This window comes from Bosea sp. (in: a-proteobacteria), assembly GCA_023910605.1.
Taxonomy (GTDB): Bacteria; Pseudomonadota; Alphaproteobacteria; order Rhizobiales; family Beijerinckiaceae; genus Allobosea.
The window spans coordinates 2,535,316-2,548,685 of sequence record JAAVVV010000001.1 but is presented as its reverse complement, the minus strand read 5'-3'; the positions used below and the strand labels follow the sequence as shown (position 1 = coordinate 2,548,685).

General features: G+C 65.6%; 12 protein-coding genes. 6 read left to right on the top strand and 6 right to left on the bottom strand.

Going from position 1 to position 13,370, the window contains the following annotated elements; translation table 11 throughout:
- Positions 1–63 precede the first annotated feature (63 nt).
- A complete protein-coding gene (gene dctP, locus HEQ16_12245; protein ID MCO4054793.1) occupies positions 64–1,152 on the top strand; it encodes a TRAP transporter substrate-binding protein DctP in 1,089 nt (362 codons plus the stop codon).
- Here the strand turns inward: dctP and HEQ16_12240 are convergent, their stop codons facing one another.
- Positions 1,153–1,353, bottom strand: coding sequence for a hypothetical protein (locus HEQ16_12240; GenBank protein ID MCO4054792.1), 201 nt, complete (start codon positions 1,351–1,353; stop codon positions 1,153–1,155). It abuts the gene before it with no gap.
- Here HEQ16_12240 and HEQ16_12235 point away from each other — a divergent pair.
- Both HEQ16_12235 and HEQ16_12230 read left to right on the top strand, forming a co-directional pair.
- The gene (locus HEQ16_12235; GenBank protein MCO4054791.1) at positions 1,352–1,954 is read left to right on the top strand and encodes a TRAP transporter small permease subunit; all 603 of its coding nucleotides are present in this window, start codon (positions 1,352–1,354) and stop codon (positions 1,952–1,954) included. The genes HEQ16_12240 and HEQ16_12235 overlap by 2 nt on opposite strands.
- A gap of 43 nt (positions 1,955–1,997) precedes the next feature.
- On the top strand, positions 1,998–3,647 hold the full coding sequence (locus HEQ16_12230) for a TRAP transporter large permease subunit (protein MCO4054790.1): 1,650 nt from the start codon (positions 1,998–2,000) through the stop codon (positions 3,645–3,647).
- A gap of 83 nt (positions 3,648–3,730) precedes the next feature.
- Here the strand turns inward: HEQ16_12230 and HEQ16_12225 are convergent, their stop codons facing one another.
- The 5 genes from HEQ16_12225 to HEQ16_12205 all read right to left on the bottom strand — a co-directional run bounded on the left by HEQ16_12225 (position 3,731) and on the right by HEQ16_12205 (position 9,833).
- On the bottom strand, positions 3,731–4,813 hold the full coding sequence (locus HEQ16_12225; GenBank protein ID MCO4054789.1) for a BMP family ABC transporter substrate-binding protein: 1,083 nt from the start codon (positions 4,811–4,813) through the stop codon (positions 3,731–3,733).
- 355 nt (positions 4,814–5,168) lie between these two features.
- Positions 5,169–6,086, bottom strand: a complete 918-nt coding sequence (locus tag HEQ16_12220; protein ID MCO4054788.1) for an ABC transporter permease — start codon at positions 6,084–6,086, stop codon at positions 5,169–5,171.
- Positions 6,083–7,168 (bottom strand): ABC transporter permease, encoded by a 1,086-nt coding sequence (locus HEQ16_12215; protein MCO4054787.1) that lies wholly within the window; start codon positions 7,166–7,168, stop codon positions 6,083–6,085. Before HEQ16_12215 ends, HEQ16_12220 begins: the two co-directional genes overlap by 4 nt.
- Positions 7,168–8,703, bottom strand: a complete 1,536-nt coding sequence (locus HEQ16_12210) for an ABC transporter ATP-binding protein (protein MCO4054786.1) — start codon at positions 8,701–8,703, stop codon at positions 7,168–7,170. Before HEQ16_12210 ends, HEQ16_12215 begins: the two co-directional genes overlap by 1 nt.
- A 161-nt stretch (positions 8,704–8,864) precedes the next feature.
- Complete coding sequence (locus HEQ16_12205) at positions 8,865–9,833, bottom strand: tripartite tricarboxylate transporter substrate binding protein (protein ID MCO4054785.1); 969 nt, start codon at positions 9,831–9,833, stop codon at positions 8,865–8,867.
- Positions 9,834–10,049: 216 nt separating this feature from the next.
- Between HEQ16_12205 and HEQ16_12200 the strand changes: the two genes are divergently transcribed.
- The 3 genes from HEQ16_12200 (at position 10,050) to pncB (ending at position 13,307) form a co-directional block, all read left to right on the top strand.
- Positions 10,050–10,394 carry a hypothetical protein gene (locus HEQ16_12200; protein MCO4054784.1) on the top strand — a complete coding sequence of 115 codons (345 nt, stop codon included), beginning with the start codon at positions 10,050–10,052 and terminating at the stop codon, positions 10,392–10,394.
- A 14-nt stretch (positions 10,395–10,408) separates the two neighbouring features.
- Positions 10,409–11,914, top strand: a complete 1,506-nt coding sequence (locus tag HEQ16_12195; protein ID MCO4054783.1) for a malonyl-CoA synthase — start codon at positions 10,409–10,411, stop codon at positions 11,912–11,914.
- 100 nt (positions 11,915–12,014) lie between these two features.
- Positions 12,015–13,307 (top strand): nicotinate phosphoribosyltransferase, encoded by a 1,293-nt coding sequence (gene pncB / locus HEQ16_12190; GenBank protein ID MCO4054782.1) that lies wholly within the window; start codon positions 12,015–12,017, stop codon positions 13,305–13,307.
- Positions 13,308–13,370: the final 63 nt, after the last annotated feature.

The window sequence follows — 13,370 nt, the reverse complement described above, 5'->3', positions numbered from 1 at the left end:
CGTAAATTACATGCCGCGCATAACCGCCCATCATGGCGGACTATCGAGAAAGGGATTGCTGCTATGGAGCGTCGTCAGTTTCTGAAAGGGGCGGCTGTCGCGGGCACCGCCACCGCCGTGGCCATGCCCGCCATCGCCCAGTCAATGCCAAGCTTCAAATGGCGTCTGACCTCGGGCTTCCCGAAGTCGCTCGACACCATCTATGGCGCCTCCGAAACCATCGCGAAGTATGTGCGCGAGATGACGGATGGCCGCTTCGAAATCCAGACCTTCGGCGCCGGCGAAATCGTGGGCGGCCTTCAGTCGGTCGATGCCGTCTCCGCCGGCACGGTGGAAATGTCCAACACCGCCATCTACTACAATTACGGCAAGGACCCCGCCTTCGGCCTCGCCACGGCTGTGCCGTTCATGATGTCCAAGCGCGCGCAGGATGCGTGGATGCTCGACGGTGGCGGCGAGAAGCTGCTCAACGAGTTCCTGGCCAAGCACAACATCGTGGCCTTCGAAGGCGGCAACACCGGCACCCAGATGGGCGGCTGGTGGCGCAAGGAAATCCGCAACCTTGAAGACCTCAAGGGCGTGAAGATGCGCATCGGCGGCTCGGGCGGCGCGGTGATCGCTCGCCTGGGCGTGGTCGCCCAGCAGATCGCGGGCGGCGACATCTATCCGGCGCTCGAGCGCGGCACGATCGACGCGGCAGAATGGGTCGGCGCCTATGACGACGAGAAGCTCGGCTTCAACAAGGTCGCCCGCTTCCTGTACTATCCCGGCTGGTGGGAAGGCGGCGCGGTGCTGCACACGCTCGTCAACACGGCCAAGTGGGCGGAGCTGCCGAAGCATTATCAGGCGATCCTGCGCGGCGCCTCGGCCTATGCCAACACCGAGATGACAGCGAAGTATGACGCCCGCAACCCGGCTGCCCTCAAGCGCCTGCTGAGCGCCGGCACGCAGCTGCGCGCCTTCCCGCAGGACGTCATGGACGCGGCGTTCAAGGCCTCGCAGGAGCTCTACGCCGAGATCAGCGGCCGCAACGCCGACTTCAAGAAGATCCATGACGCGCAGGTGGCCTTCCGGAATGACTACTACCTTTACAACCAGATTGGCGATTTCTCGTACGACAGCTTCATGATCCGCGCGCGCAGCCGCGCCTGATCACGAAGCCATGCCCATGCCGCCGCCGCGCGCCCAAAAGCGCGGCGGCACCCATGCGGGCGGCGATTGCAAGACGCCGGACTCCACAATCCTGGAACGCGCAGCAATTGCCGGGCCCATCCGGCTGCGCCAACGCACGCCGGCGTGACCCAGGCCACCAAGCCTCGCCGCCGGAACGAACTTCAAAGGAATGATGCTCATGACAGTGCTGCTTTCGATCTCGCGCGTGATCGATGCCATAAACGAACGGCTGGGCAAGATGACCGCATGGCTCGTGCTCGCGGCAGTGGGGATCTCGGCCGGCAACGCGACAGTGCGCAAGGTCTTCAACTGGTCTTCAAACGGCCTGCTTGAGGCGCAGTGGTACCTGTTCGGCGTGGTCTTCATGATCGGCGCCGCCTGGACGATGAAGGCCAATGAGCATGTCCGGGTCGATGTCCTCTCCTCGCGCCTTGTCAAATCCACCCGTGACCGCATCGAGGTTTTCGGGCTCCTGGCGTTCTTTTTCCCGTTCGCCCTCGTGCATCTTTACTACTCCTACCCGTTCTTCATGACCTCCTTCCGCACGCAGGAGTTTTCGACCAATGCGGGCGGCCTCATCATCTGGCCGGCCAAGTTCATGGTCCTCTTCGGCTTCTTCCTGCTCACGCTGCAAGGCGTCTCCGAGCTCATCAAGCGCATCGCGGTCATCACCGGCGCGCTCGAGGAGAAAGACGAGATGAAGGGCCACGAGGCCGAGGTGCTGCATGTGGTCGAGGCCATCGACCCCGACACTGCCAAGTCCATCGGCATCAAGCACTGAGCCATCGGCTCCATCACAATTCGACCTCAGGGCTTAGGCTTCAATGACCCAGTTCATCATCACCTATCTTTCCCCGATCATGTTCGTCTCGCTGATCGGCTTTTTGCTGCTCGGCTTTCCGGTCGCTTTCACGCTGGCGGCGAACGGCCTCATCTTCGGTTATATCGGCATCGCGTTCGGGCTGTTCACGCCCAACTTCCTGCAGGCGCTGCCCGAGCGGGTCTTCGGCATCATGGCCAACGAGACGCTGCTGGCGATCCCCTTCTTCACCTTCATGGGCCTGATCCTCGAGCGTTCGCGCATGGCCGAGGATCTCCTCGACACCATAGGCCAGCTTTTCGGCACGGTTCGCGGCGGGCTTGCCTATGCAGTCATCTTCGTGGGCGCGCTGATGGCGGCGACCACCGGCGTCGTGGCTGCCGCGGTCATCTCCATGGGCCTGATCTCGCTGCCGATCATGCTTCGCTATGGCTATGACCGGCAGCTGGCCACGGGCGTGATCATGGCGTCGGGCACGCTGGCGCAGATCATTCCGCCCTCGTTGGTGCTGATCGTGCTGGCCGATGTGCTGGGCCGGTCGGTGGGTGATTTCTACCAGGGCGCGATCATTCCCGGCCTGATGCTGACAGGTGCCTACGCATTGTATGTCTTCGTGCTGACCCTGATCAACCCGAAGGCGGGCCCGCCGCTGCCCCCCGAGGCGCGCACGCTGGGCGCCGGCGTCACCTCGCTCTTCGTCATGATCGGCCTGTCCGCGCTTGTTGGCGTGGGCGCCACCATGCTCTTCACCCCCCATGTCGAGCAGGCGCCGCATGTCTATGGCGCTTCGGTCGCGGTGATCTTCGCGCTTGCGGTGGCGATCGCCAACAAGCGCTTCAAGCTCAAGGTCCTGTCCTATCTCGCCGAGCGGGTGATCATGGTGCTGGTGCCGCCGCTGGCGCTGATCTTCCTTGTGCTGGGCACGATCTTCATCGGCCTCGCCACGCCCACCGAGGGCGGCGCGATGGGCGCGGTCGGCGCGCTGGTGCTGGCGGCCATGAACGGGCGTCTGACCTTCACGCTGACGAAGCAGGCTTGCGAGTCGACGCTGAAGCTCTCGGCCTTCGTGATGTTCATCCTGATCGGCGCGCGTGTCTTCGCGCTCACCTTCTATGGCATCAACGGCCATGTCTGGGTGAAGGAGCTGATGCTGTCACTGCCCGGCGGCGCTGTCGGCTTCATCATCTTCACCAATTTTGTCGTGTTCATCCTCGGCTGCTTCATCGATTTCTTCGAGATCGCCTTCATTCTGATGCCGCTGCTGGTCGCTCCGGCCGAGGCGCTGAAGATCGATATCGTGTGGTTCGGCGTGCTGATGGCCATGAACATGCAGACCAGCTTCCTGACTCCGCCCTTCGGCTTCGCGCTGTTCTATTTGCGAAGCGTGGCGCCACGTCTGAACTATACGGACAAGGTAACGGGCAAGCTGATCGAGGGCGTCCAGACGACAACGCTTTACCGAGGCGTCATCCCCTTTATCCTGCTTCAGGTGTTCATGGTGGTCGTGGTGTATTTCTGGCCGCAGCTGGTCCTGCACTACAAGGACGCCATCGTCGCCGTGGACCCGGCCGATGTGCAGCGGCAGCTCGACAACCTCATCATTCCGGGGCTAGGCGGCCCGGGCGCGGATGAGCCGCCGCCCCTGCGGTTCTGACCTTCACGGGGGCGGCAGGCCCCGGAAACAGGAAAGGCGGCCCTCGCGAGCCGCCTTTCGGATTTGTGCAGCGCCGGCAAGCCTCAGCCCGGAAGCGTGACCTCGATGCCGCGATAGAGATAATTCATAGAGCGGATCTGGTCGTCGGTCAGACGGCCGCCCGCCGCCACAGCCTCGGTGCCGTCGGCGCGGACGATCGGCCCGTCGAACGGGTGGAGGCGCCCGGCAGCCAGCGCGTCGGCGATGCGCTGGGCCTCGGAGGCTTCTTCCGGCGTCATGTTGGTGAAGGGCGCGAGGCGGAACATGCCCGAATTGAGGCCGCCCCAGACATCGCCCGGCTTCCAGGCACCGGCGATCACGGCCTTGGCGCGCTCGACATAATAATCGCCCCAATTGTTGACACTCGATGTCAGGTGGGCCCTGGGCGCGAAGCGCGTCATGTCTGATGCCTGGCCGAAGCCGAAGACGCCGCGCTCATTGGCGAGCTGGAGCGGAGCAGGGCTGTCCGTGTGCTGGCAGATCACGTCGCAGCCCTGGTCGATGAGGGCGCGGGCGGCGTCCGCCTCGCGGCCCGGATTGAACCAGGCGTTGGCCCAGACCACGCGGATCTTCATCGCCGGATCCACCGACCAGGCGCCGCGCATCACCGTGTTGATGGCGTGGATCACCTCGGGAACGGGGAAGGCTGCGATGTAGCCGATGGTCTTGGTCTTGGACTTGCGCGCGGCGATGACGCCCTGCACGTAGCGCCCTTCATAGAAGCGCGCATTGTAGAGCGAGACATTGTCGGCGGTGCGGGTGCCGGTGGCGCTCTCGAAGAAGACGTTCGGAAGCGTGGGGGCCACGCGCAGCGTGGGCTGGAAGAAGGAAAAGGACGTGGTGAAGATCAGGCGATGGCCCTGGCGGGCGAGCTGGGTCGCCACGCGCTCCATGTCGTTAGCGGCCACGGCCTCGACGGCGGTGGTCTTCACGGCCGCCCCCATAACCTCATCAAGGCGCTTGCGGCCGACATCGTGCATGGTGGACCAGCCGAAATCACCAACCGGGCCGACATAGATGAAGCCGACCTGAAGCGGAGAGGCCTGCGCGAAGGCTGGCTCGCCGAGGGTGGCGACCGCTGCGAGGGCGGTTGCCCCCTGCAAGGCCTGACGACGGTTGATCTGCATAATTCCACTCCTGTTTTAGGTGTTAATATGTAATGTCAAATAAAGAAGTATGCCTATGGCAGTGTTCGTCAATGGCAATGATTCGTCCATGCCATGCAGTTCTGGCGTGTGGATTTCCGTCCCATCGGCTTCGCTTCCGCCCGGATTGACATGCCCAGCCAGCGGCATGATTGCGAGCGGAGCAGGGCTGTCCATCGGCGCAGGTGGTGCGCGAACCGCAACGCCGGAGTGCGTCGCCTCGCTCGCCGCGGCGTAAGCGAGCATGTGTGGCGGGATGGCTGTGCTTGCGGCTCCCGGCGGCGCTCCGGGGCCGGATGAAGCCGGAGCTCCTGCCGTTCAGCGCAGGACCGGGCGCTCAGCGGTCCGGAACGAAGGGCACGCCGAGTGAGGCGGGAGCGGTCTGCTGGCCGCCGCGCCGGCTCATGATGATGACAAGCGCGATGATGGTGACGAGATAGGGCAGGGCAGCCATGAGTTGCGAGGGCACAGGCACGCCCGCGCCCTGCGCATGGAGTTGCAGGATGGTGATGCCGCCGAACACGTAGGCGCCAAACGCCGCGCGCCAGGGCAGCCAGGAGGCGAACACGACGATGGCGAGCGCAATCCAGCCGCGGCCGGCCGTCATGCCGGGCGACCAGAAGGGCGTGTAGACCAGGCTGAGATAGGCGCCCGCCAGGCCCGCGCAGCCGCCGCCGAACAGGATCGCCAGCAGCCTGATCTTCAGCACAGGATAGCCCAGCGCGTGCGCCGAGGCGTGGTTTTCTCCGCAGGCGCGCAGGACGAGGCCGGCCCGCGTGCGGCCAAGGAACCACCACACGCCGATGACGAGCGCGAAGGAGGCGTAGACGAACGGGTCCTGCCCGAACAGGGCCTTGCCGATGATGGGCAGATCGCTGAGCACGGGCAGATCGAGGCGGGCCATCGTCTCGCGCTTGGCGCCAACGAAGGGCGCGCCGATCACGCCGGACAGCCCGAGCCCGAAGATGCTGAGCGCGAGGCCGGACGCGACCTGATTGGCGGCGAGCCCCAGCGTCAGCACGGCAAAGATCGCGGACATCGCCATGCCTGCGATGATCGCCGCGCCGATGCCGAGATAGGAATTGCCCGTGAGGATGGCGATGGCGAAGCCGCAGGCCGCGCCCATGATCATCATGCCTTCAAGGCCCAGGTTCAGCACGCCGGCGCGCTCCACCACCAGTTGCCCGATCGCCCCGATGAGCAGGGGGGTGGAGGCTGTCATGATCGTCAGCAGGATGGCCTCGAACATGGTCATGCGGCGCGCTCCTGACCTTCGCCGCGCACGAGGCGGACGCGGTAGACGAGGAAGGCATCGCAGGCCAGAACGTAGAACAGGAGCAGGCCCTGGAAGACCCGCGTGACATCCAGCGGCAGGCGCAGCGAGATCTGCGCGTTCTCGCCGCCGATGAAGGTGATGGCGAGGAAGATGCCGGCGATCAGGCAGCCGATCGGGTTAAGCCGGCCGAGGAAGGCGACAATGATCGCGGTGAAGCCATAGCCGGGTGAAATCGAGGGCTGGAGCTGGCCCATTGCGCCAGCCACCTCGATGATGCCCGCAAGCCCTGCGAGGGCTCCCGAGATGGCGAAGACCGTCCAGGTCAGGCGCTTCTCGTTGAAGCCGGCGAAACGCGCGGCGCGCGGGGCTTCGCCCACGAGCCTGATCTCGAAGCCCTTTAGCGAGCGGGCCATCAGGATGGCTGCCACGATGACGACGATCATGGCGATGGCCGAGCCGATGTTGACGCGGCCATCAGCCATCAGTCGCACCGCCTGCGCCTCGCGCTCGAACATCACGCTCTGGGGAAAGTTGAACCCGGCCGGATCGCGCCAGGGGCCGCGCACCAGCCAGTCCAGAAACAGCTCCGCCACATAGACCAGCATGAGGCTCGTCAGGATCTCGTTGACGGAGAGTCGCGTCTTGAGGATGGCCGGGATCATGGCGAGCGCAGCGCCGCCGATCATGCCGGCGAGCATCATGGCCGGGAAAACCCAGGGGCCGTTAGCGACGCCATGGGTGGCGATGGCGACCCAGCCGCCGAAGATGGCGCCCATGACGAACTGGCCCTCGGCGCCTATGTTCCAGTTGTTCGACAGGTAACACAGCGACAGGCCGACCGAGATAAGGATCAGCGGCGTGGCCTTCACTGCGAGTTCCTGGAGCGCCCAGCCATCGGAGATCGGCGACCAGAAATAGACGCCGAGCGCCTTGATCGGATCAAGGCCCATGAGCACGAACATCACCGAGCCGGAAACCAGCGTGAGCGCAACCGCAATCAGCGGCGACAGAAGGCTCATCCAGCGCGAGGCTTCCTCGCGTTTGCTCAGCACGAGGCGCATCAGGCGGCTTCCTCGCGATAGGGCGCGAAGCCGGAACCGCCCATCAGCAGGCCGACCGCCTCCCGTTCCAGGCCGCGCGCGTCGAGCAGGGCGGAAAGCTGGCCGTGGAAGATGACCGCCATGCGGTCGGCGATCTCGAACAGTTCGTCGAGGTCCTGGCTGATGACGAGGACGGCCGCTCCGCCACGCGCCAGATCGACGAGAGCCTGGCGGATCAGCGCCGCGGCCCCGGCATCGACGCCCCAGGTGGGCTGGGAGACCACCAGCACCCTGGGGTTGCGCAGGATCTCGCGGCCAACCACGAATTTCTGGAGATTGCCGCCCGACAAGGCCCGCGCCTCGGGATCCCGTGGTCCCTTGCGCACGTCGAAGGCCTTGACGACCTTGTCGACCCATTCGAGCGTCGCAGCCCTGTCGATCAGGCCCGAGCGCACGAAGCCATTGGTGGCGTGGCCCGCGGCGAGCGCATTTTCGGACAGGCTGAGGCGCGGGGCTGCCGCATGGCCCAGCCGCTCCTCCGGAACGAAGGCGCCGCCAAGCCGCCGCCGGGCATTGATGCCGTCCAGCCCGCAAGCCTGCCCATCGAGGCACACCGCGCCGGCGCGCGGCGCCGCCACCTCGCCCGAGAGCGCAGCGAAGAGTTCGTCCTGCCCATTGCCCGCCACGCCTGCGATGCCGAAGACTTCGCCCGCGCGGACCTGAAGCGAAATTGCCTTCAGGCTCGTCCCGTGCGGATCAAGCGAGGGCACGGACAGGTCGTCCACCTTCAGCATCACGGGGCCGACGCTGGCCACAGGCTCATGGCGTGTCGGTGCGATGCGGGCCCCGACCATCATCTGGGCAAGCGCGCCAGCGCTCTGGGCGCGTGGATCGCAGTTGGCCACGACCTTGCCGTGGCGCAGGATGGTGGCGCTGTCGCAGATGCGGCGCACTTCCTCCAGCTTGTGCGAGATGTAGAGGATGGAGCAGCCCTGCGCCTTGATGTGCTCCAGCGTGGCGAACAGGCCTGCGACCTCCTGCGGCGTCAGCACCGATGTCGGCTCGTCGAGGATCAGGAGACGGGGTTCCTGCATCAGGCAACGGACGATCTCGATGCGCTGGCGCTCGCCAACCGACAGGCGCCAGACCTCGCGGCGCGGATCGAGCGGCAGGCCATAGGCGCGCGAGACCGCATCGAGGCGCATCGCTACGGAGGACACAGGCTCATTGCCCTCGATCGCCAGCGCCACATTCTCGGCCACACTGAGCGCATCGAAGAGCGAGAAATGCTGGAACACCATGCCGATGCCCAGCCGCCGCGCCTCGGAGGGGCTCCGAAGATGAACGGACTGGCCGCGCCAGAGCAATTGCCCCTCGTCGGGCTGGAGCAGGCCGTAGAGGATCTTGACGAGGGTGGACTTGCCTGCGCCGTTCTCGCCCAGGAGAGCGTGCACCTCGCGCTCCGCGACAGCCAGATCGACATGGTCATTGGCGACCAGCGCGCCAAAGCGCTTGACGATGGCTTTCGCCTCGATGAGGGGCGGCGGAAAGGTCATGGAGAGGCGGCGCTTTCAGGATGCGGCCACGCGAGTGTGGCAGGTGCGGCGACGCCGGCAAAGGGCCGGCCGCGCCGCCGCTGTGGGAAAGCCTGCCGTTTTCACGACAAGAGAAGGCGCAGCCTGGGCCACGCCTTCATGACGCCGGCCGATCAGGCCCGTCAGAGCGCGACCTTGGCCTCGGCCACGACCTTGCCCCAGCGCGCGATCTCGGCCTTGAGGAAAGCCGCGAACTCGGCGCCCATCATGGTGGGGATGTCCGAGCCGTTGCGGGCCCACGCGTCCTTGATCGGCTGCGAGGCGAGGGCCTTGCGCAGTTCGCCGCCGATGCGCTCAACGATTTCAGGCGGCGTGCCCTTCGGCGCCCAGAGCGCATACCAGGTGGCGACCTCGAAGCCGGGCAGGCCAGCCTCGGCGGTGGTCGGCACGTCCGGAATCGCGGGGGACCGCCTGGCCGCGGCGACGGCGAGGCCGCGCAACGTGCCGGCCTGGATGTGGCTGGCGGACGAGCCGAGCCCGTCGAACATCACCTCGATCTGTCCCGCGATAAGGTCGGCAAGGGCCGGGCCCGCGCCGCGATAGGGCACGTGCACGAGATTGACGTCAGCCTGCAGCTTGAACAGCTCGCCCGTAAGGTGATGCGTCGTGCCGTTGCCGGCCGAGCCATAATTGAGCTTGCCGGGGTTAGCCTTCAGGAAGGCGATGAATTCGGCCAGCGTCCTGGCCTGCACCTTGCCGGGATGGACCGCGATGACCTGCGGCGGCGTCGCGACGAGGCCGATCGGCACGAGGTCCGTCTCGATGTTGTAGTCGAGGCGCGGGTAGAGCGCCGGAGCAATGGCGTGGTGGGCCGCGCCGATGAAGAAGGTGTAGCCGTCCGGCGTGGCCTTGGCTGCGGCGGAAGCGCCCGTGGTGCCACCGGCGCCTGCGCGGTTCTCGATCAGGATGCGCTGTCCGATCTGCGTCTCGAGCTGGGCGGCAAGCGGCCGCGCGAAGGCGTCGGTGCCGCCGCCTGCGGCGAAGGGCACGATGAAGGTGATGGGGCGCTGCGGCCAGGCGGCCTGGGCAAAGGCCGGAACGGGCGCGAGAAGCAGCGCCGCCGCAATGCCGGCCAGCGCCGTGCGGCGCATGACGCCGGAGGTTTCGGTTGTCATTCTTGGCGTTCTCCCTGATGCCCGCCGTGGATCCGGCGGTTGTTGAGGCGTCGTTGCGGTAAAGATTGCCCCTAAAGCCGGGAAATCAAGCAGCCTTGGAGCATGGGACGGCTCGCGACCATATCCGAGAAGCCTTTGCACTGCGCGACGGCATGGCTGCACCGCGCCTCCGCGGCGGCAGGCCAGTCGCCTGTGCGGATCGCGTCGGGAACCGGCTGGTGTTCGTCGAACGAGCGGCTCACGAGGTTGGCGACGCGCAGCTGGAGCCGATGGTGCGGGAAGCCTTGTGGCGCACCTGTCGAGCGCTTCCATCCTGGCGACGGGGCGCGCCTCGAAAGAATCCATCCGGCCACGCACCTGTCGCAGAAAGGCCTCAGGGAAGGCTTCGGCGCAATGGCCAACGATCTGCATGACTTGCTGCATGACTTGCCCATGGTCGAAGCCTGTCATCAGCGCTATGCAGATCATGGGGTCAGCGCCCTCTCTCCCGAACTGAAGCTCGAATTGTCCGGTCTTGCCTCCAAGCCGGCATCTTGAAGAAACCGAAACGCATGCCGAATCATCTTTTTGATCTCATCCGCTCACGCATGCCATCGCCTGCGAGCCCGTTCCTCGTTCATCCCGACGGCGCCACGATCAGCCATGGCGATCTCGACGCCATCTCCGCGCGCATCGCCCATGGCCTCGTCGCGGCGGGCGTCGCGCCGGGGGACAGGGTCGCGGTGCAGGTCGAGAAAAGCGCGAGCGCGCTGATGCTCTATCTGGCTTGCGTGCGGGCCGGCGCGGTGTTCCTGCCGCTGAACACGGCCTACACCCTGGCCGAGCTTGAATACTTCATCACCGATGCCGAGCCGTCGCTGATTGTATGCGATCCTGCCAAGGCCGAGGGCATCGCCCGGATCGCGCGCGGCGCGGCAATCGAGACGCTGGACGCGCGTGGCGAGGGCAGTCTCATGGCCCGCACGGCGCAGCAGCCATCGCGCTTCAGCGATGTGGATCGCGCTGCCGATGATCTCGCCGCCATCCTCTACACCTCGGGGACGACAGGGCGCTCCAAGGGCGCGATGCTGAGCCATGACAATCTTGCCTCGAACGCGCTGACGCTGGTGGATTGCTGGAGGTTCACGCGGTCCGACGTGCTGCTGCATGCACTGCCCATTTTCCACACGCACGGGCTCTTCGTCGGCACGAATGTGGTCCTGTTCGCGGGGGCTTCCATGCTGTTCCTGCCGAAGTTCGACGCGGACGAAGTGATGAGGCTGATGCCGCGCGCCACGACCATGATGGGCGTGCCGACCTTCTATGTGCGCCTGCTCGATCACCCGGGACTGACCCGCGAGGCCACCGCCCATATGCGGCTGTTCATCTCCGGCTCCGCGCCGCTGCTGGCCGACACGCACAGGGATTGGAGCGCCCGGACGGGCCACGCCATCCTCGAGCGCTACGGCATGACCGAGACCAACATGAACACCTCGAACCCCCATGACGGCGAGCGCGTGCCGGGCACGGTCGGATTTCCGCTGCCAGGGGTCGAGGCGCGGGTGGTTGAACCTGAAACGGGAGCGTCCCTGCCGTCCGAACAGATCGGCATGATCGAGGTGCGCGGGCCCAACGTGTTCAAGGGCTACTGGCGCAACCCCGAAAAGACCGCCGCGGAGTTCCGCCCGGACGGGTTCTTCATCACCGGCGATCTCGGCAAGATCGATGCGCGCGGCTATGTCCACATCGTGGGACGCGGCAAGGACCTCATCATCACGGGGGGCTACAATGTCTATCCCAAGGAGGTGGAGAGCGAGATCGATGCGCTGCCCGGCGTGGCGGAAAGCGCGGTTATCGGCCTGCCGCACAAGGATTTCGGCGAGGCGGTGACCGCCGTCGTGGCGCGCGCCAGGGGCGCGAGCCTTGAGGAAGCCGCCATCATCAAGGCGCTGGAGAGCCGGCTCGCCCGCTTCAAGCAGCCGAAGCGCGTGTTCATCGTGGACGAGCTGCCGCGCAACACCATGGGCAAGGTGCAGAAGAACGTGCTGCGGCAGACCTATGCCGACAGCTTCGCATAGCGTGTCCTTAGCCGGGGCGCCGAGCCTTCTCCCCCCTCGCCATGGCCTGGAATTCATGGTCATTTCAGCGCGACGATCCTGACCGGACTTTGTTGAGCCCATGACCGACCTCGCCCAGCGCGTCTACAACCACACCTGGAAGATCGATCCGATCGTCCGTTCGCTGCTGGATACGGATTTCTACAAGATCCTCATGGCGCAGACGATCTGGCGGCGGCAGCGCGACACCTCCGCGCGTTTCTCGCTGATCAACCGCACGACCCGCATCAGGCTGGCCGAGATCATCGATGTCGGCGAGTTGCGCGAGCAGCTTGACCATGTGCGTTCGCTCAAGCTCTCCCGCGGGGAGAGCACATGGCTGCGCGGCAACATGTTCTATGGCCGCCGCCAGATGTTCTCGCCTGACTTCATGGAGTGGTTCGAGGCGCTGCGCCTGCCGGATTACCAGCTGGAGATCCGCGAAGGGCAATATGAACTCACCTTCGACGGGCCCTGGGTCGAGACCACGATGTGGGAGATCCCGGCGCTGGCGATCATCAACGAGCTTCGTTCGCGCGCGGTTCTGCGCGGGCTTGGCCGCTTCGAGCTTCAGGTGCTCTATGCGCGGGCGATGACGCGGGTGTGGGAGAAGATCACCCGCCTGCAGAAGCTGAAAGATCTGCGCATCGCCGATTTCGGCACGCGGCGGCGCCACGGCTTCCTCTGGCAGGACTGGTGCGTGCAGGCCATGATCGAGGGCCTCGGCGGCAATTTCCTCGGGACGTCGAACTGCCTCATCGCCATGCGGCGAGAGGTGGAGGCGATCGGCACCAACGCTCACGAACTGCCCATGGTCTATTCCGCACTGGCAAGGAACGATGCAGAACTCGCCGCTGCTCCCTACCAGGTGCTCGCCGACTGGCAGCAGGATTACGAAGGCAACCTGCGCATCATCCTGCCGGACACCTATGGCACGACCGGATTCCTTGCGAGCGCGCCGCAATGGATGGATGCCTGGACCGGCATCCGCATCGACTCCAAGGACCCTATCCTCGGGGGCGAGGAGGCGATCGCCTGGTGGAAGGGCCGCGGCGTCGATCCGCTGACCAAGCAGATCATCTTCTCGGACGGCCTCGACGTCGATGCCATCGAGGCGATCCATCGCCATTTCTTCGGCAAGGTGCGGTTCGGCTTCGGCTGGGGCACGCTGCTGACCAATGATTTCCGCGGCCTTGCCCGCGAGCGTTCGCTCGACCCCATTTCCGTGGTTTGCAAGGTCGTCTCAGCCAATGGGCGCCCGGCGGTCAAGATATCGGACAATCCCACCAAGGCCACCGGCCCGAACACCGAGATCTCGCGCTACATGCGCGTGTTCAACGTTGAGGCGCAGCCGATGCGCGAGGTGGTGGTGTGAACCATCGGTTTTTCGTGGCCATGCTTGCTGGCCGATCATTCGTGCACTAATGAGCGCCGACGC